14 protein-coding genes are annotated in these 19,935 nt (G+C 64.9%); 12 read left to right on the top strand and 2 right to left on the bottom strand.

Annotation, left to right across the window (positions count from 1 at the left end; translation table 11 throughout):
• Window positions 1-86 precede the first annotated feature (86 nt).
• From murB to WMO64_RS08170, 8 genes are all read left to right on the top strand, one after another.
• Window positions 87-1,004, top strand: coding sequence for a UDP-N-acetylmuramate dehydrogenase (murB, locus tag WMO64_RS08135; RefSeq protein ID WP_294517810.1), 918 nt, complete (start codon window positions 87-89; stop codon window positions 1,002-1,004).
• Window positions 1,005-1,037: 33 nt separating this feature from the next.
• Window positions 1,038-1,898 (top strand): RNase adapter RapZ, encoded by an 861-nt coding sequence (rapZ, locus tag WMO64_RS08140; protein WP_294517808.1) that lies wholly within the window; start codon window positions 1,038-1,040, stop codon window positions 1,896-1,898.
• Window positions 1,899-1,914: 16 nt separating this feature from the next.
• Window positions 1,915-2,934 (top strand): gluconeogenesis factor YvcK family protein, encoded by a 1,020-nt coding sequence (locus WMO64_RS08145; protein WP_294517806.1) that lies wholly within the window; start codon window positions 1,915-1,917, stop codon window positions 2,932-2,934.
• A 42-nt stretch (window positions 2,935-2,976) separates the two neighbouring features.
• Complete coding sequence (gene whiA / locus WMO64_RS08150) at window positions 2,977-3,885, top strand: DNA-binding protein WhiA (protein WP_349231659.1); 909 nt, start codon at window positions 2,977-2,979, stop codon at window positions 3,883-3,885.
• A gap of 83 nt (window positions 3,886-3,968) precedes the next feature.
• Window positions 3,969-4,586 carry a hypothetical protein gene (locus WMO64_RS08155; RefSeq protein ID WP_349231660.1) on the top strand — a complete coding sequence of 206 codons (618 nt, stop codon included), beginning with the start codon at window positions 3,969-3,971 and terminating at the stop codon, window positions 4,584-4,586.
• Between the two features lie 21 nt (window positions 4,587-4,607).
• A complete protein-coding gene (locus WMO64_RS08160; RefSeq protein WP_294517800.1) occupies window positions 4,608-8,120 on the top strand; it encodes a DNA polymerase III subunit alpha in 3,513 nt (1,170 codons plus the stop codon).
• A 27-nt stretch (window positions 8,121-8,147) separates the two neighbouring features.
• Window positions 8,148-9,686 (top strand): cardiolipin synthase, encoded by a 1,539-nt coding sequence (gene cls / locus WMO64_RS08165; protein ID WP_435412060.1) that lies wholly within the window; start codon window positions 8,148-8,150, stop codon window positions 9,684-9,686.
• Window positions 9,687-9,757: 71 nt separating this feature from the next.
• A complete protein-coding gene (locus WMO64_RS08170) occupies window positions 9,758-11,200 on the top strand; it encodes an aldehyde dehydrogenase family protein (protein ID WP_294517798.1) in 1,443 nt (480 codons plus the stop codon).
• Between the two features lie 58 nt (window positions 11,201-11,258).
• Here the strand turns inward: WMO64_RS08170 and WMO64_RS08175 are convergent, their stop codons facing one another.
• A complete protein-coding gene (locus tag WMO64_RS08175) occupies window positions 11,259-12,584 on the bottom strand; it encodes a sodium-dependent transporter (protein WP_349231661.1) in 1,326 nt (441 codons plus the stop codon).
• Between the two features lie 297 nt (window positions 12,585-12,881).
• Between WMO64_RS08175 and WMO64_RS08180 the strand changes: the two genes are divergently transcribed.
• The gene (locus WMO64_RS08180; RefSeq protein WP_349231662.1) at window positions 12,882-14,111 is read left to right on the top strand and encodes a helix-turn-helix transcriptional regulator; all 1,230 of its coding nucleotides are present in this window, start codon (window positions 12,882-12,884) and stop codon (window positions 14,109-14,111) included.
• 120 nt (window positions 14,112-14,231) lie between these two features.
• Complete coding sequence (locus tag WMO64_RS08185) at window positions 14,232-16,685, top strand: ATP-dependent helicase (protein WP_349231663.1); 2,454 nt, start codon at window positions 14,232-14,234, stop codon at window positions 16,683-16,685.
• Window positions 16,686-16,771: 86 nt separating this feature from the next.
• Here the strand turns inward: WMO64_RS08185 and WMO64_RS08190 are convergent, their stop codons facing one another.
• Window positions 16,772-17,401: an HAD family hydrolase gene (locus WMO64_RS08190; RefSeq protein WP_294517787.1), complete on the bottom strand. Its 630-nt coding sequence runs from the start codon at window positions 17,399-17,401 to the stop codon at window positions 16,772-16,774.
• 59 nt (window positions 17,402-17,460) lie between these two features.
• On the opposite strand from WMO64_RS08190, the gene WMO64_RS08195 reads away from it, so the two are divergent.
• Both WMO64_RS08195 and WMO64_RS08200 read left to right on the top strand, forming a co-directional pair.
• Complete coding sequence (locus WMO64_RS08195) at window positions 17,461-18,384, top strand: DMT family transporter (RefSeq protein WP_294517785.1); 924 nt, start codon at window positions 17,461-17,463, stop codon at window positions 18,382-18,384.
• 501 nt (window positions 18,385-18,885) lie between these two features.
• The gene (locus WMO64_RS08200; RefSeq protein WP_294517783.1) at window positions 18,886-19,917 is read left to right on the top strand and encodes an ABC transporter substrate-binding protein; all 1,032 of its coding nucleotides are present in this window, start codon (window positions 18,886-18,888) and stop codon (window positions 19,915-19,917) included.
• Window positions 19,918-19,935 lie beyond the last annotated feature (18 nt).

Genomic DNA, 19,935 nt, shown 5'->3' on the forward strand with positions numbered 1-19,935 from the left:
TGCGGCCTGTGCCGCCTGTTAAAGCTGAGATATTTTGCCGGTGTTTTGGCCGGTATTGCCTATAAACTCAATTATTGGAGGTCAAAATGGACATTTTTTCTGCTGTGCGCATGGTGCTGGAGCGGGAGTGCCCGGAGCTGGAGCTGCGCACTGAGGAGCCCATGGCCCGGCACACCACCTTCCGGGTGGGCGGTCCTGCCAGGCTGATGGCATTTCCCAAAGATAAAAAAGAGATCAAGGCGGCTGTCCGTGCCGCTGATCAGATGGGGGTCGTCCCCTTTTTCCTGGGCAACGGCAGCAATCTGCTGGTGGCCGACAAAGGCGTAGAGGCCTTTGTCATCAAGACCGGCGGACTGGACCAGGTCCGGGAGGTCAACCGCCGCCTGCGGGCCGAGTGCGGCATCCCCCTGTCCCGGCTGGCCATGGCCGCCCTGGGCCGGGGGCTGACCGGCCTGGAGTTCGCCCACGGCATCCCCGGCAGCCTGGGGGGCGCTGTGGTGATGAACGCCGGGGCCTACGGCGGGGAGATGGTCCAGGTCCTCACCGCCGTCACCTACCTGGACGAGACCGGCCAGGAGCATACCGTGCCCGCGGAGCAGTGCCAGCTCACCTACCGCCACAGCGTGTTCACCGACCACCCGGCGTGGCTGGTGCTGGAGGCGGAGATGGAGCTGGAGCAGGGTGACGCCGAGGAGATCAGGGCAAAAATGGAGGACCTGGCCCAGCGGCGCAAGAGCAAGCAGCCCCTGGAGTACCCCAGCGCGGGGAGCACCTTCAAGCGGCCGGCGGGCCACTTTGCCGCCGCCCTCATCGAGCAGTGCGGCCTGAAGGGCCTGACCGTGGGGGGCGCCCAGGTGTCGGAGAAGCACGCCGGGTTCGTCATCAACCGGGGCGGCGCCACCTGCGCCGACATCCTGAAGCTGACCGACCAGATCAAAGAGACCGTCCTCCGGGAGACCGGGGTGGCCCTGGAGCTGGAGGTCCGGACCCTGGGCTGCGTGTAACAGAAAGAAAACCATTGGCAGAGGTGTGGAGTTATGGAATTTGTGATCATTTCCGGCCTGTCCGGCGCGGGAAAGAGTAAGGCGGCCTCCTTTATGGAGGATATGGGGTTCTATGTGGTGGACAACATGCCGGCGGCGCTGATCCCCAAGTTCGCCGAGCTGTGCATGGCCAGCCCGGGGAAGTACGAGCGGGTGGTGCTGGTCACCGACATCCGGGGCGGCCAGACCTTTGACGGGCTGTTCGACGCCCTGGACGCCCTCCACAGCATGGGCTGCCAGTACAAGATTCTCTTTGTGGAGGCCACCACCGAGACCATCATCAAGCGCTACAAGGAGACCCGCCGCATCCACCCCCTGCTCCGGCCCGGCGAGAGCCTGGCCGAGGCGGTGGGCCAGGAGCGGAAGGATCTGGAGCCGGTGCGCCGCCGGGCGGAGTACATCATCGACACCTCCGCCCTCTCCACCTCCAAGCTGCGGGGCGAGGTGCTCCGCCTCTTCGGCGGGGACAGCGCTGTGCCCGCCATGGGCGTCAACGTCATCTCCTTCGGCTTCAAGTACGGCATTCCCCTGGAGGCCGACCTGGTGTTTGACGTGCGCTTTCTCCCCAACCCCTACTACATCGCCGAACTGCGGCACCAGACCGGGCTGGATAAGCCGGTGTATGACTTTGTGTTCGGCTACCAGGAGACCCGGGACTTTATGACCCACCTGGAGAATCTCATCAGCTTCCTGCTCCCCAAGTACGTGGAGGAGGGGAAGACCATGCTGGTCATCGGCATCGGCTGTACCGGCGGCCAGCACCGGAGCGTGGCCATCACCAGAGCCCTGGCCGACTTCATCCGCCAGAAGGGCTACCAGGCCACGGACAACCACAGGGACATGACAAGAGCGTAGGAGGTGCGTCTGATCTATGACCGAGCCTTATTCCGCCGACCGCCGGTGGGAGTATGAGCCGCGGATCGTCGCCATCGGCGGCGGCACCGGCCTGTCCACCATGCTGCGGGGCCTGAAGAGCTACACCCACAATCTGACCGCCATCGTCACCGTGGCAGACGACGGCGGCGGGTCCGGCGTGCTGCGCCAGGACCTGGGCATGCCCCCGCCGGGGGATATCCGCCACTGCATGGAGGCCCTGGCCAACGTGGAGCCCGTGATGGGGGAGCTGCTGTCCTACCGCTTCCCCAAGGACTCGGGCAGCCTGGCGGGCCAGTCCTTCGGCAACCTGATCCTGGCCGCCCTCAACGGCATCTCCGGGTCCTTCGACCAGGCCGTGGCCCGGATGAGCCAGGTCCTGGCCATCACCGGCCGGGTGCTGCCCGTGACCAACGCCGACGTGCAGCTGGAGGCCACCTTTGAAAACGGCACCGCCGTGGTGGGGGAGTCCAAGATCAGCGCCTTCAAGAAGGAGCAGGACTGCCGCATCAAGCAGGTACGGCTGCTGCCCGAGCGGCCCGCCGCCCTGCCCGAGAGCCTGAAGGCCATCGGCGAGGCGGACATGATCCTGCTGGGCCCGGGCAGCCTGTACACCAGCGTCATCCCCAACCTGCTGGTGGAGGGCATTGCCGACGCGGTGTGCCGGTCCAAGGCCCTGAAGATGTATATCTGCAACATCATGACCCAGGACGGCGAGACCGAGGGCATGACGGCCTCCGACCACGTGAAGGCCCTGCTGGCCCACTCGGGCCCGGGGCTCATCGACCTGTGCCTGTGCAACTCTGCGCCCGTGCGGCCCCGCCTGGTGGAGCGGTACAAGGAGGAGGACGCGGCCCCCATCGTGGTGGACGCCCCCGCTATCGAGGCCATGGGGATCGAGGTCATCACCCGGCCCCTGGCCTCCGAGACCTCCAACTACGCCCGCCACTCCATCGCCCGGCTGGCCGCCGCCGTCATGGAGATCTACGAGGACCGGGCCCAGACCAAAGTGTTCTGAGCCGACGGGACGGATATCAAACAACAAGCGAGGGATTCTTTCATGTCCTTTTCCAGCCAGACCAAGGAGGAGCTGTGCCGCGCCCCCCTGGCCCGGAAGTGCTGCGCCCAGGCCGAGGCCTACGGTGTGCTTCTCTTCTGCAACGCCTTCTCCACCCGCGAGGTCCGCGTGATCACCGAGAGCGGCGCCTTTGCCGCCCGGCTGCCCCTGCTGTTCCGGAAAGCCTTTCAGCTGGACTTTGACAGCCTGCCCGAGGGAGAAGGGGGCAAGCGGGTGTTTTCCATCACCAATGGGGACAAGCTCCGGCGGATCTTCACCGCCTTCGGCTTTGACCCGGCGGACAGCCTGGCCCACCACATCAACTTCGCCGTCCTGGAGGAGGACCACTGCCGGACCGCCTTCTTCCGGGGCGCGTTTCTGGCGGGCGGCTCGGTTACCGACCCGGCCAAGCGCTACCATCTGGAGCTGGTCACCTCCCACTACAGCGTCAGCCGGGAGCTGACCGCCCTGCTGCTGGAGGCGGGGTTCTCCCCCAAGGAGACCACCCGCAAGTCCAACTACATGACATACTTCAAGCAGAGCGAGTACATCGCCGACTTTCTCACCGCCATCGGCGCGCCGGTGGCGGCCATGGAGCTGATGAACGCCAAGCTGGAGAAGAACCTGCGGGGCAGCGTGAACCGCCGGGTGAACTGCGACGCGGCCAACCTGGACAAGGCGGTGGACGCGGCCATGGAGCAGATCGAGGCCATCCGCCGCCTGGAGGAGCGGATGGACCTGACCGAGCTGGGGGACAAGCTGTACGAGACCGCCCGGCTGCGGCTGGAGAACCCGGAGCTGACCCTGTCCCAGCTGGCGGAGCTGTGCGACCCGCCGGTGACCAAGAGCTGCATGAACCACCGGCTGCGCAAGCTGCTGGCCCTGGCCCAGACGGGGGAAGAGGCGCAGTAAACGCCGCATCCGGCCAAAGATCAGGCGGGCGCCGCCTGAACCATCCGCTGTATAAGTACATAGAGCTGGTAGGGGAAATGGGGATGTCACGACTGTTTTGCTTTCACAGTCCCGATTCGCCGGAAGTCCTCAGAGAGAAGCTGGAGGAATGGATTGCCGCGGAGAACTGGAAAGGGACCCGGCAGACCCTCACAGATGGCCGCTGGAGCTGCCGTGTGCACTGGCGCAGGAAGGGACGCTTCATCTTAAAGGAAAAGCACTGGCGGGCTGAAAAGACAGGGGTATACACCTTTTCTGAGCCGCATGGGGGGTATGCTGACGCGCCCATTGAGAAGATACCCAGGCCCCTGGGCGAGCAGCGGGCGCACATAGTGGGCGGGTTCCACCTCGGCACATATGCAGAGGCGTATTTCCCCAGACCATTTTCCGGGCGTATCCTGCCGGACGGAGCGGGTGGAAGTATTCTGTCTGGACGATTTGTGGTATCCGGCTTCGTAAAGGCCGTTTATGCTGTGCTTTTTGCGGTCATTATGCTGTGGATCATCCAGACGAAGCGGTTGGAATTACTGCTGCTCCTGCTCCTTTTGCTTGGAGCGGTATTACGTCTCAAATTTGCGGATTACGGTGCGGAAGGCCGGGACCGGAGTATTCTGGCGCTGCTTCGCGCCCATATGGAGGAAATACAAGAAAATTCCATTTGATTTCTCGCGAGGAGGTTCTATATGTCTTTTGTCCACCTGCATGTCCATACTGAATTCAGCCTGCTGGACGGCGCCTGCCGTATCCCCGCCCTGGCCGCCCGGGTGAAGGAGCTGGGGCAGAGTGCGGTGGCCGTCACCGACCACGGGGTGATGTACGGCGCGGTGGACTTTTACCGGGCCTGCAAGGCCGAGGGGGTCAAGCCCATCATCGGCTGCGAGGTGTACGTGGCGCCCCGGGGCATGACCGACCGGGTCCACGAGCTGGACGCCGAGGCCCGCCACCTGGTGCTCCTGTGCAAGAACGAGACCGGCTACCGCAATCTGTGCTATCTGGTGTCCCGGGCCTTTCTGGACGGGTTCTATATCAAGCCCCGCATCGACAAGGAGCTCCTCTGGCAGCATACAGAGGGGCTCATTGCCATGTCCGCCTGTCTGGCGGGAGAGGTGCCCCGGCTCATCATGGGCAGCAACTACGAGGGGGCCAAGCGGGCCGCCCTGGAGATGAAGGAGCACTTCGGGGAGGACTACTACCTGGAGATCCAGGACCACGGCCTGCCTGTGGACGCCGAGGTGGTGCGGGGCATTGTGCGCATCCACCAGGAGACGGGCATCCCCCTGGTGGCCACCAACGACGCCCACTACACCCGGCGGGAGGACGCCGCCATGCAGGACACCCTCATGTGCATCCAGATGGGCAAGACGGTGGACGACCCGGGCCGCATGAAGTTTGAGACCGACGAGTTCTACATCAAGTCGGAGGAGGAGATGGCCCGGCTCTTCCCCGACTGGCCGGAGGCCATCGAGAACACCGCAAAAGTGGCGGAGAAGTGCAACCTGGAGTTTGAGTTCGGCAAGTACCACCTGCCCGAGTTCAAGCTGCCCGAGGGCTGGACCGACCCTGACGCCTACTTTGAACACCTGTGCTGGGAGGGCTTTGCCCGCCGCTACCCGGAGGGCAGCGAGAAGAACAAGGCCCAGCTGGAGTACGAGATGGGGGTCATCCGGCAGATGGGGTTTGTGGACTACTTCCTCATCGTGTCCGACTTCATCGGCTACGCCAAGGGCCACAATATCCCCGTGGGCCCTGGCCGCGGCTCGGCCGCCGGGTCCATGGTGTCCTACTGCATGGACATCACCGACGTGGACCCGGTGAAGTACGACCTGTTCTTCGAGCGGTTCCTCAACCCGGAGCGGGTCACCATGCCCGATATCGACATCGACTTCTGCATCCGCCGCCGCCAGGAGGTCATCGAGTACGTCCAGCGGAAGTACGGCGAGGACCACGTGGCCCAGATCGTCACCTTCGGCACCATGGCCGCCCGGGGCGCCATCCGGGACGTGGGCCGGGCGCTGAACATCCCCTACGCCGACGTGGACGCGGTGGCCAAGCAGGTGCCCAGCGGCCCCGGCGCGCTGCACATCACCCTGGACGAGTCCCTCAAGCTGTCCAAGCAGCTGCGGGAATCCTACGAGGGGGACGAGCGGATCCACAACCTGATCGACACCGCCAAGGCCATCGAGGGCATGCCCCGCCACGCCTCCACCCACGCCGCCGGCGTGGTCATCACCAAGCGGCCGGTGTACGAGTACGTGCCCCTGGCGAAAAACGACGAGTCCGTGGTGACCCAGTACGTCATGACCACTCTGGAGGAGCTGGGCCTTCTGAAGATGGACTTCCTGGGCCTGCGGAACCTGACCGTGCTGGACGACGCGGTGCAGCTGGTGCGCCGCCGCATCCCGGACTTTGACCTCCACGCCATCCCCGACCACGACCCGGCGGTGTTCAAGATGCTCTCCGACGGCAAGACCTCCGGCGTGTTCCAGATGGAGTCGGCGGGCATGACCGGCGTGTGCGTGGGCCTGAAGCCCCAGAACATCGAGGACATCACCGCCATCATCGCCCTCTACCGCCCCGGCCCCATGGAGTCCATCCCCCGGTTCATCGCCTGCAAGCAGAACCCGGACAAGGTCAAGTACAAGCACCCCCTGCTGGAGCCCATCCTGAAGGTCACCTACGGCTGCATCGTCTACCAGGAGCAGGTTATCCGCATTTTTCAGGAGCTGGGCGGCTACTCCCTGGGCCAGGCCGACATGGTGCGCCGGGCCATCTCCAAAAAGAAGAAGGCCCAGATCGAGAAGGAGCGGCAGACCTTCCTCTACGGCGACAGCGAGCGGGGCATTGAGGGCTGTATCGCCCGGGGCGTGCCCGAGCAGACCGGCATGGACATCTACGACGAGATCTACGACTTCGCCAACTACGCCTTCAACAAGGCCCACGCCGTGTCCTACGCCATCGTGGCCTACCAGACCGCGTATTTTAAGTGCCATTACACGAGAGAATATATGGCAGCTCTCCTCACCTCCGTGCTGGACTCCAGCGAGAAGGTGGCGGAGTACATCGCCGAGTGCAAGGAGTGCGGCATCGCCCTGCTGCCCCCGGACATCAACGAGTCGGGGGCCAGCTTCACCGTCACCGGGGAGAACATCCGCTTCGGCCTGGCGGCGGTGAAGGGGGTGGGCTGGGGCTTTATCCAGTCCGTCCTGGACGAGCGGGAGCGGGGCGGGAATTTCCGGTCCCTGTCCGACTTCTGCGCCCGCATGATGGACGCGGACCTGAACAAGCGGGTGCTGGAGAGCCTCATCAAGTGCGGCGCCTTTGACAGCACCGGCGCCCGCCGTTCCCAGCTGCTGAAGGTGTTCCCCCAGGTGGTGGACTCCATCGCCCAGACCAGGCGGAAGAACCTGGAGGGCCAGTTCGACCTGTTCGGCGGCGGCGGGGACCAGCCCCAGACCGCCCCGGAGGTGGCCCTGCCCGACATCCCCGAGTTCTCCCGCCGGGAGCTGATGACCATGGAGAAGGAGACCACCGGCCTCTACCTCACCGGCCACCCCATGGACGAGTACCGGGAGACCGCCCGGCGGTACCACGCCGCCCCCATCGGGGCCATTCTGTCCGACTTCGCCCAGGAGGAGGGCAATACCGACTTCCAGGACGGGCAGAAGGTGAACATCGCCGGCGTTATCTCCGCCGTCAAGACCAAGACCACCCGGAGCAACTCCCTCATGGCCTACGTCACCCTGGAGGACGACACCGGCTCCATGGAGCTGCTGGTGTTCTCCCGGGTGCTGGGGGAGAGCGGCAGCTATCTCAAGGAGAACATGCCCGTGCTGGCTGCCGGACGCATCTCGGTCCGGGACGAGAAGGCCCCCCAGCTGATGGTGGACTCGGTGCGGCCCCTGCTGCAGGATGGCGGCGAGCCGGCCAAGGAGCCGGAAGCCCCCAAGGGGAGACAGCGGCAGAAGATTTTTGTCCTTCTGCCCAGCGCCCGCGACCCCCGCTGGCGGAAGATCAAGCTGATCCTGGAGCTCTTCCCCGGGGACGAGCCCTTCAAGGCCAAATTCGCGGACACGGAGCAGTGGGCCGCCCCCATACCCTGCGTGGTCCATCCCGCCCTGGTGCGGGAGCTGACCGAGATGCTGGGGGAGGAGAACGTGGTGGTCCGGCAGCAGAAAACAGACAAAAGACAGGCATAGCGAACGGAGGAAAAAACTACGGGATTTCTGAAAAAAGCGGCCTCCATCCTCTTTCACCGCACCGCCCTGGTGGGCGTCCTTCTGGTGCTCCAGGTGGTGATCCTGGCGGTGGTGATGGTGGAGTTTGCCAACTACTTTGTCTACTTCTACTTCTTCTGCACGGCGGTCTCCATCCTGGTGGTGCTGTGGATCATCAACGCCCGCACCGACCCGGGGTATAAGATCGCCTGGATCGTGCCCATTCTTCTGGCACCGCTGTTCGGCGGGCTGGTGTACCTCCTCTCAGGCGGCAACCAGCTCTCTGCCCGGATGCGCCGGAAGATGGAGGGCATGGACCGCCGCCTGACCGAGGTGCTCAGCGACGAGTGCAAGGCGGACGTGCTGGAGGAGCGGTACGGCACGGACGCCGCCAACCAGGCCCGCTATCTGGAGCGGTTTGCCCACTGTCCGCTGTGCGCCAACACGGACGCCGAATACTACCCCCTGGGGGACGACGTGTTTGCCGACATGCTGGAGGCCCTGCGTGGGGCGAAACGGTATATCTTCCTGGAGTATTTCATCATCAGCCGGGGCCTGTTCTGGGACTCTATCCTGGAGATCCTGGAGGAGAAGGCCAGGGCCGGGGTGGACGTGCGGGTCATCTACGACGACGTGGGCTGTCTCTACACCCTGCCCAAGAACTACCCCCGTGAGCTGGAGGCCAGGGGCATCCGCTGCCGGGTGTTCAACCGGTTCATCCCGGTGCTGTCCGTGCGGCTGAACAACCGGGACCACCGGAAGTTCTGCATTGTGGACGGCCATACCGCCTTCACCGGCGGCATCAACCTGGCCGACGAGTATATCAACCAGCGCCGGCGGTACGGCCACTGGAAGGATAGCGCCATCCGGGTCACCGGCGAGGGGGCCTGGAGCATGACGGTCATGTTCCTCACCATGTGGGAGTATATCTGCGGCGGCGAGGAGGACTACAGCGCCTACCGTCCCGCAGCTCTGCCGCCCCTTCCCGCGGACCGGGACCTGGGGTACGTCCAGCCCTACACCGACAGCCCCCTGGACGGGGAGCCGGTGGGGGAGACGGTGTACCTCAACCTGATCAGCAAGGCCAGGCGCTACGTGTATATCACCACGCCCTATCTCATCATCAGCGACAGCGTCAACACCGCCCTGTGCAACGCCGCCAAGTCCGGCGTGGACGTGCGCATCATGACGCCCCATATCCCGGACAAGAAGATCATCTTTGAGGTCACCCGGGCCCACTACGAGCCCCTTCTGGAGGCGGGGGTGCGGATCTTTGAGTACACCCCCGGCTTTGTCCACGGCAAGAACTTCGCCGTGGACGACTGCTACGCCACCGTCGGCTCCATCAACATGGACTACCGCAGTATGTTCCTCCACTTTGAGGACGGCGTGTGGCTGTGCGGCGCGCCCGCCGTGCTGGACGTGAAGCGGGACTTCCTGGACACCCTGGCCGTCTGCCAGGAGATCACCCTGGCCCGGTGCCGGGAGCGGTCCATGCTCCGCCGTCTGCTGCGGGCGGTGCTGCGCGTGTTTGCCCCTCTGATGTAATAACCTGTGCGGGCGGCGGCCCGCTGGTCAAAACACAATGTACGGCGCTTATGCCGGGAAGGGGAGAGACGATGAGAGAATACCTGCTCTATATCGACGGGGCCTGGGTGCCCCAGACTGACGGCGAGGTGATGGAGGACCGGAACCCGGCCGACGGGTCGGTGATGGCCATGGTCCACATGGGCGGCCGTCAGGACGCGGAGAGGGCCCTGGCGGCGGCTTACGCAGCCCGGGGCAAGTGGGCCGCCACAGCCCCCGACGTCCGGGAGCGGCTGCTGCTCCGGGCCGCCGATGAGATGGAGGCCCGGGCCGCCGAGCTGACCGACCTGATGATCGCCGAGAGCGGCTCGGCCCGGTACAAGGCCCGGGGGGAGGTCATGGGCAGCGCGGGCATCCTGCGGGTGGCGGCGGGGGAGTGCCGCCGGCTCCACGGCGAGGTGCTCCAGCCCGGTGGGCCGGGGCAGATGTCCATGGCCGTCCGGTCGCCCCTGGGCGTGGTGCTGGGCATCACCCCCTTCAATTACCCCATGATTCTGGCCATCAAAAAGCTGGCCTACGCCCTGGCCGCCGGGGACACCTTTATCCTCAAGCCGTCCCCCATCACCCCGGCCACCGGCCTGGCCATCGCGGAGGTCTTTGACGCGGCAGGCCTGCCCGCCGGCGTGCTCAACGTGGTGCCCGGCCGCAGCGAGGTCATCGGCGACCTGCTGGTGGACGACCCCAGGGTGCGGATGGTCACCTTCACCGGCTCCAGCGCGGTGGGGCGGTCCATCGCCGTCCGGGCCGCCCGGGACCTGAAGAAGGTGGCCATGGAGCTGGGCGGCAAGAATCCCCTCATCGTCCTGAGGGACTTCGACCCGGTCCAGGCGGCGGACATCGCCGCCTACGGCGCCTTCTGCCACCAGGGACAGGTGTGCATGGCCACCTCCCGCATCATCGTGGAAGGGGAGGGGTATGAGCCCTTCTGCGACGCCCTGGTCCGCCGGGCCGAGGGCCTGAAGGTGGGCGACCCCAGGGAGGAGGACACCATCATCGGCCCCCTCATCCAGCCGGAGAAGTGGAAGTTCATCGACGGGCAGATCGAGGACGCCCTGTCCAAGGGGGCAAAGCTGCTCACCGGCGGCCGCCATGAGGGCCCCTGGTACTGGCCCACGGTGCTCGCCGGCGTGACCCCCGAGATGCGGATCTTCCACGAGGAGAGCTTCGGCCCGGTGACGTCGGTGGTGCGGGCGGGGGACCCGGAGGAGGCCCTGGCGCTGTGCAACGACAACGAGTACGGCCTGTCCGCCGCCCTGCTGACCCACAACCTGGAGCTGGCCTGGTCCCTGGGGCTGCGGATGGAGGCGGGCATGGTACATATCAACGACACCACCTTCCTCAGCGGCACCACCGCCCCCTCCGGCGGCGTGAAGTTCAGCGGCTTCGGCCGGGAGGGCGGCCGGTACTCCATGGAGGACTTCACCGAGCTCAAGTGGCTGACCATGCAGGTGGAACCCAAGAAGATGCCCTTCTGAGTATCAGAACATACAAAACGCGCCCCGCGGGAGTTCCCGCGGGGCGCGTTTTTGGTTGTCAGCCGATGCCGCCGTAAATGATGCCGAAGATGACCACGGCGCCGGAGAGGATGACGTAGACGTATTTTGCGATGAAGTCGAAGGCCTTGCCGATGGGCTTGTCCCGGCCCAGCATGAGCTCCTTTTTGATGGGGTCCAGGCCCAGCACCCAGTAGATGAACACGGCGCCCAGCACCGCGCCGAAGGGGGCCACATAGATGGTGATGAGGTCCAGCCAGCTGCCCATGCCGGACAGGGACTCCAGGAACACGGACACGCCGAACACCACCACGCCTACAATGGTGGTGGACAGCCACCGGGGCAGCTTCAGGTTGGACTCCAGGGCGGCACCGCAGGCCTCCAGCATGTTCATCAGGGAGGTGATGCCGGCGAAGAACACGGACACAAAGAACAGCAGGGCGAAGAGCTGTCCGCCGGGCATCAGCTGGAACACCTTGGGCAGGGTGACGAACATGAGGGAGGGGCCGGAGGCGGGCTCAATGCCGAAGGCGAACACCGCCGGGATGATGGCAAAGCCGGCCAGCAGGGCGGCCAGGGTGTCCAGCAGGGCAGTGACCACCGAGTGGTGGATGATGTCCTCCGACTTCTTCATGTAGCTGCCGTAGATGAGCATGCCCGCGCCGTTGATGGACAGGGAGAAGAAGGCCTGTCCCATGGCCATGATCCAGGTCTCCGGGTCGAGCAGATAGGTCCAGTCCGGCTTGAGCAGGTAGAGGTAGCCGTCCACCGCGCCGGGGAGGAAGGCCACCCGCACGGCGATGACCAGGAACAGGACAAAGAATGCGGGCATCATGAACTTGCTGATCTTCTCGATGCCGGCGGAGACGCCCAGAACCAGGATGAGCACCGTCAGGGCCACGGCGATCAGGTGCCAGGGCACCGAGCCGAAGTCCACCGCCAGGGTGTCGAAGAAGGCGGCGGAGTCCCCGGCCAGGACGGAGCCGGTCACCGACCCGGCGATGTACCGCAGCACCCAGCCCACCACCACCGAGTAGCCGATGGCGATGCCCAGCACGCCCAGCAGGGGCATGATGCCGATGATCTTTCCGCCCCGCCTGCCCCGGGCCTTGAGGGCGTAGTCGAAGGAGCCCATCGTGCCCGTGCCGGTGAGACGGCCCAGGGCGAACTCGCCGGACAGTCCGGCGTAGCTGAACAGAGCCACAAAGATGAAGTAGGGGATGAGAAACGCGCCGCCGCCGTACTGGCCCACCCGGTAGGGGAAGAGCCAGATGTTGCCCATGCCCACGGCGGAGCCAACCGCCGCGAGGATGAAGCCGGCGGAGCTGCGGAATGTTCCGCTGTGAGCGGAATGGTGATGCGCCATGCGTAGTACCTCCAGATAGATATACCGCCGGACAGGCATCTCGGTGGGCCTGCCGCGCCCGGCGGAGACGAATGCTCTTTAAAGTGCAAAAGTCAGCTCTAATAGTATACATGCTTTGGAGCAAAAACACAAGCAGAAGAAAAGAATGGCGCCCGCAGGCCGGGTGTGGTATGCTGGAAGCGGAAATTCCGGCGAAAAACACCGGATGGAAGCTCCGGTTGACAAAAGGGAAGGCATATTTGGTGGACGGCGGGGAAGAAAACCGGGTATGCTGGAGGCGGAAGGAGGGAGCGGACCATGACACTGGGACAGCGGATCGCCGCCCTGAGAAAAGAGAAGGGCCTCTCACAGGAGGGGCTGGGAGAGCTGGTAGGGGTGTCCCGCCAGGCCGTCAGCAAGTGGGAGGCGGACAAGACGGTGCCCGACGTGAACAACTGCATCGCCATGAGCCGGGTCTTCGGCATCTCCCTGGCCGGCCTGCTGGAGGTGGAGGAGCCCCTGGGGGATGGGGCGGAGCAGGCCTCGGGCGAACAGCTCAGCGAGGAACAGCTGGCCATGGTGGAGGCGGTGGTGACCCGCTACCTGGAGCAGCGGAAGCGGCGCATCCGGCCCGGCCCGCTGATTCTGGGCGGCATTCTGGTGCTGGCGCTGGTGGTGCTGCCGGCATGGAACTGGCTCACCCAGCTGGAGCGGCGGATGTCGGGCATGAGCCGGGAGATGGAGGAACTGGAGTGGAAGATCGTCTCCGGCGTGGGGGAGAAGTTCACCGCCACCCTGGAGGCGGAGAGCAGCCTGGTCACCGACTGGAGCTGCATCCTGTCGGCGGTGGATCTGGCGGCCGATACCGCCGCCTATGACATCGCCGTCACCATGAAAGAGGTGGGGGAGGATACGACCGTGTCCTTCCTGGCCCGCAGCGACGGGGAGCAGGTCACAGTCACCGGAGCGAGAGAGGAGCAGGTCTTTACCGCCCAATTGATTTGCCCCCTCAGCGACGACATCCAGATCTATCTGGTGGCAGACACCGCAGGCGTGAGCCGCACCCAGCAGCTCTATACCGCCATGAGGCTGGCGGAGCGCTACTCCGTGGGCCTGGGCGGCACGGTAACCAGCGGCAGTCTGTCGGAGAACGGCCTGACTGAAGACGCGTCGGTGATGGCGGAGGTGACCGTGGACTGCAGCGATCCCTACAACGTGGGCACCAGGCCGGAGGTGGTCCGGCTGGAGGTGGGCGTGCTCGTGGGGGAGAAGCTGGTGAAGACCATACCGGTGGATACGCAGGAAGGCGGGATAGTGGTGGAGCCCAACTGGAGCCTGTCCACCTATGTCAATGTACCCCTGGGAGACGTGTCCGCCCAGGCGGGGGACGCCCTGGCCATCGTGCTGTTCAGCGAGGACAACGTGGGCCGCCGGACCTCCCATATCCTGGGTTACTACCAGATCGGGGAGGAGGGAGCGGCGGAGCCCGATCTGCTGAAGATCAGCGAGCTGGACGACGGCACATGGGGCCTGGATGCATGGGAGTAGTGCGAAAAAAGAGCGCCGTCACGCCTTGACCTGACCGGCATTTTCCGATAAAATAGAACACACAAAACTGCGGAAGCCGTCCACGGTGTGGACGGCTTCCGTATTGCCGAGGAGAAGAACATGCTGAATCGAGAAGAAGAACTGCGGTTCTGCAAGGCCCGCAGAGCCGCGATCGAGCTGGACTATCAGAATCTGAATCCGGAGCAGCGCAAGGCCGTGCTGGCCACCGAGGGCCCCCTGCTGCTGCTGGCAGGCGCGGGCAGCGGCAAGACCACCGTGCTCATCCACCGCATCGCCAACCTGATGAAGTACGGCCGGGGCTCCGACTGCGACGAGGTGCCCGAGTGGGTCACCGGGGAGGACCTGGCCTTCCTGGAGGACTACGCGGCCCATCCCGACCCGGAGAAGAAGGCGGAGCAGGAGCGGCTGTGCCGGGTGGACCCGGCGGTGCCCTGGTCCATCATCGCCATCACCTTCACCAACAAGGCCGCTGGGGAGCTGAAGGAGCGGCTGGAGCGGATGCTGGGCCCCGCGGCCAACGACATCTGGGCCTCCACCTTCCACTCCGCCTGCGTGCGCATCCTGCGGCGGGACATCGACCGGCTGGGCTTCTCCAAGTCCTTCACCATCTACGACACCGCCGACGCCGAGCGGGTCATCAAGGACATCATCAAGGACTTCAACCTGGACGACAAGGCCTTCCCCGCCAAGAGCATCGCCGGGTACATCTCCCGGGCCAAGGACGCCATGAAGCTGGGGGCGGACTACCTGGCCGAGTGCGAGAAGGCGGGGGACTACCGCCTCATCAAGATCGCCAAGGTGTATGTGGAGTACGAGAAGCGGCTGCGGGACGCCAACGCCCTGGACTTTGACGACATCATCCTCCACACCGTCCGCCTGCTCAAGGAGTTTGACGAGGTGCGGGAGTACTACCAGCGGAAGTTCCGCTATGTGCTCATCGACGAGTACCAGGACACCAACAACCTCCAGTACCAGCTCTCCGCCACCCTGGCGGGCGGGTACGAGAACATCTGCGTGGTGGGCGACGACGACCAGTCCATCTACCGCTTCCGGGGCGCCACCATTGAGAACATCCTCTCCTTTGAGAAGCAGTACAAGGGCGCCCGGGTCATCCGCCTGGAGCAGAACTACCGCTCCACCAAGAACATCCTGGAGGCCTCCAACGCGGTCATCCGCAACAACCAGGGCCGCAAGGGCAAGGAGCTGTGGACCGACCACGGCGAGGGCGACAAGGTCCAGTGCTACACCGCCATGAACGAGCACGACGAGGCCCAGTATGTGGCGGCCCAGATCCTGGGCAGCTACTCCTCCGGGCGGCACTGGAAGGACCACGCCGTGCTCTACCGGATGAACGCCCAGTCCAACCAGATCGAGCAGGCCTTCAAGCGCAACGGCGTGCCCTACCGCATCATCGGCGGCATCCGCTTCTTCGACCGGGCCGAGGTCAAGGACATGCTGGCCTACCTGTGCGTCATCAACAACCCCGGCGACGACCTGCGCCTCCAGCGCATCATCAACAACCCGCCCCGGGGCATCGGCGCCACCACCATCGACCGGGCCCAGAACATCGCCGCCCAGGAGGGGCGCTCCCTGTGGGAGGTCATCTCCAACGCCCAGGCCTATCCGGAGCTCCAGAAGGCGGCGGCCAAGCTGGCCGCTTTCACCGACATGATGGCCGAGCTGCGCAAGCTGTCCGGCGAGATGGAGCTGCCCGCCTTCTATGAGGAGCTGGTGGCCCGCACCGGGTACGCCGTCATGCTGGAGCAGAAGAACACCATTGAGGACCGCACCCGGCTGGAGAACGTGCAGGAGCTGCTGACCTCCATCAACGGCTATCTGGAGAACGCCGACGAGCCCAGCCTGTCCGGCTTCCTGGACGAGATCGCCCTGTACACCGACCTGGACAGCCACGACCCCGAGGAGGACTGCGTGGTCATGATGACCATGCACTCGGCCAAGGGCCTGGAGTTCCCGGTGGTCTTTGTGGTGGGCGTGGAAGAGGGCATCTTCCCCGGCATCCGTGCCATCGGCGAGCCGGAGGAGATGGAGGAGGAGCGCCGCCTGTGCTACGTGGCCATGACCCGGGCCAAGGAGAAGCTGTACATGACCTGCGCCTCCCAGCGCATGCTCTTCGGCCGCACCAACAACAACCGGCCCTCCCGCTTCCTGGGGGAGATCCCGGAGGAGTACGTGGAGAAGTCGGGCCGTCTGCCCCGCAGCGAGCGGACCGAGGAGCACCAGGACGGAGAGCCCCCCAAGAAGAAGGCGCCCGCATGGCGCAAGCCCGCCGAGCGGGGGTACTCCCTGGGCGGCGGCTACACCACCTACCCCAAGGGCACGGCGGTGGAGCCCAAGATCGGCGGCGCCGCTTCCGCCGCCAAGCCGGCCGATTTCCACAAGGGCGACATGGTCCAGCACAAGGCCTTCGGCAAGGGCATGGTGGTCAACCTGATGCCCATGGGCGGCGACGCCCTCATCGAGATCGCCTTTGACAACGTGGGCACCAAAAAGCTGATGCTCAAGTCGGCGGCCCAGCACATGACCAAGCTGTAAGCGGCTCAGAGAAAGAAAAACGGCGCACACCCTGTGTAAAGGGTGTGCGCCGTACAGCGGCTGGGGCACAACGGACAGCATGGAAATCAGGCCAGAAGCTCTGTAAAGCTATAAACATAACAGTCGCATAGCCGGCGCATTTTCTCCTCGTGGGCGGCATAGAAGCGGTCGTATACCCCTACCACCGTCAGGCCGGCGGCCTTGGCCGCCTCGCAGGCGCCGGGGGAGTCCTCGTACATGGTGCAGGCGCTGGCCGGCACCCCCAGCTGCTCCAGGGCCAGCTGGAAGGATTTGGGGTTGCGCTTCTCCAGGCCCATCTCCTGGACGTAGATTACCCGGGAAAAGTATTGCTTCAGGCCGTGGCGCTCCAGGGCCGCCCGGCACAGCTCGGGCACGCAGGCGGTGAAGAGGGCCATGGGCGTCCCCTGGGCGGCGCACTGCACCAGGTACTCCGCCGCCCCCGGCTTCAGGGGCACCTGGTGCTCATAGGCGTCCCGGGCCATGGAGAGCCACTCGTCCATGATGGCCTGGGGCTCCAGGTCCAGGTGGTAGTACTCCCGGGTGAACTGGGCGGCAATGGGGAAGATGGAGTGGCCCACCGTCTCGCAGTACTCCCGGGTGGGGGTCAGCCCCCGGCGCTGGAGAAAGCGGACGTCGATCTCCTCCCACACGCCGTTGGAGTCCACCAGCGTGCCGTCAAAATCAAAGAGTTTCATAGAGTCCTCCAAATTGAGATTCCCAACTATTCTATCACAACCAAAGGAGCGGGGCAACCGTGCAGGAACAGAACAGAGACCGGGCGCTGGCCCGGTTGTCAACACCTCTCATCATCCTGGCCACCATCATCTGGGGCAGCTCGTTCGTGGTCATGAAGAGCAGCGTGGACGTGCTGCCCACCTTCTGGCTGCTGGCCATCCGGTTCACGGCCTCCGCCGTGGTGCTGGCGCTGGTCTTCTGGAAGCGGTGGAAGCTGGTGGACAGGCACTACTTCATCGGCGGCGGCATCATGGGCTTCTTCCTTTTCCTGGCCTATGCCTTCCAGACCTTCGGGCTGGAGGGCACCACGCCGGGCAAGAACGCCTTCCTCACCGCCGTCTACTGCGTCATCGTGCCCTTCCTGTACTGGGCGGTGGCCCGGAAGCGGCCCGACCGGTACAACATCGCCGCCGCCGTGCTGTGCATCGCGGGCATCGGGCTGGTGTCGGTCACCGGTGAGAACGCCGCGGCCATCAGCATCGGCGACGGCCTGACCCTGGTGGGCGGTTTCTTCTTCGCGGCCCACATCGTGGCCGTGGCCCGCTTCTCCGAGGGCCGGGACATCTTCCTCCTCACCGCCATCCAGTTCGCCTCCTTTGCCGTCTTCTCCTGGCTGGGGGTGCTGGTGACCCGGCCCGTCCTGCCTGTGGAGGCCATGGACGGCGGCCTGGTCCTCTCCCTGGCCTACCTGGTGATCTTCGCCTCCTGCGGGGCCCTGCTGTTCCAGAACATCGGCCAGAAGTACACCGCCCCCGCCACAGCGGCAGTGCTGTTGTCCCTGGAGGCCCCCTTCGGCGTGGTGTTCTCCATCCTCTTTGCCGACGAGCGGCCCACGCCCCTGATGGTGCTGGGCTTTGTGCTCATCTTTGTGGCGGTCATCTGCTCGGAGACCAAGTTCTCCTTCCTCCACCGGGAGAGAGGGGAGAAGGTCCACGCGGAATGATCCGGCCAGCGCCCCGGCGGAACCCCTCCGCCGGGGCGCTGCTGTGTCCCGGCGAAAAAAGAGGAAACAGGGGGTTGACAAATGTCCCCTTCCTGCGTATAATGCAATACAACAAAGCAATAAAGCAGCGAAACCTATGACGGAGAGAAGTAGCCGTTGCAGCTGATGCAAAGCGATTCCCGGACAGTGTGAGCGGGATCTGAGGCGGGCGCGTGAATGGACTCCGGAGGGCGGCTTGAACGGGGAAACCCAAGTAGATGCCGACGGGCTCCCACCCGTTACCCATCGGGCGCGCATGATGGTGCGCGAAGCGAGCGGACGCGCAAGCGTCAATTTGGGTGGTATCGCAGAAGCAGAAGCTTTTGTCCCATGTGGGGACAAAGGCTTTTTTTGTTTCTCAAATCAAGGCCGCTTGGCAGACGGCCCCTCCATCAACCATCCAAACACATTAAAGTCCGCCGGGGCAGAGGCCGCCGGGGACGAGAATTTGGAGGAACTACCATGAAGAAGCTGAATCTGAAGTCCATCGCCGCCCTGACCGCCGCGGCCGCCATGACCCTGTCCCTCACCGCCTGCACCCAGACCGGCGGCGACACCGGCGGAGCGGGAAACACCGCGCAGCAGTCCGGCGGCAAGACCTATAACGTGGCCGTGGTCAAGCAGATGGACCACGCCTCTCTGGACGAGATCGCCAACGCCATCACCGCCCGGCTGGACGAGATCGCCGCCGAGCAGGGCGTGACCATCCACTATGAGGTGTCCTCCGGCCAGAACGACCAGAGCGTGCTGCGGCAGCTGGGCGACCAGGCCATTGCCGACGGGGTGGACGTGATCATCCCCATCGCCACCACCGCCGCCCAGGTGATGGCCGTGTGCGCCGAGGAGACCAAGACCCCGGTGGTCTTTGCCGCCATCTCCTATCCCGACACCGCCGACCTGACCGGCATCGACTACGTCACCGGCACCAGCGACGCCCTGGACACCAACCTGATCATGGACATGATGCTGGCGCAGAACCCCAACGTGTCCAAGGTGGGGCTGCTCTACTCCCTGTCCGAGCCCAACTCCCAGGTGCCCATCGCCGAGGCCAAGGAATATCTGGACGGCAAGGGCATCGCCTATGAGGAGGCCACCGCCAACACCAACGACGAGGTCATCGCCGCCGCCAGCTCCCTCATCGCCGACGGCGTGGACGCGGTGTTCACCCCCACCGACAATGTGATTATGTCCGCCGAGCTGGCCATCTATGAGGACTTTATCGAGGCGGGCATCCCCCACTACACCGGGGCCGACTCCTTTGTCCGCAACGGCGCCTTCGCCACCTGCGGCGTGAACTACACCGACCTGGGCGCCCAGACCGCCGACCTGGCCTACAAGGCCGTCACCGAGGGCATGGACGCCATGGAGGACTACTACCAGGTGTCCGGCGGCATCATCACCGTCAACTCCGAGACCGCCGACGCCCTGGGCATCGACTACTCGGTGTTCGACAGCATGGGCCAGGTGACCACCGTCACCACCACCGAGGACTGAATCAAATCTCACACAGGC

Source organism: Pseudoflavonifractor intestinihominis (genome assembly GCF_040096055.1).
GTDB lineage: Bacteria > Bacillota > Clostridia > Oscillospirales > Oscillospiraceae > Pseudoflavonifractor > Pseudoflavonifractor intestinihominis.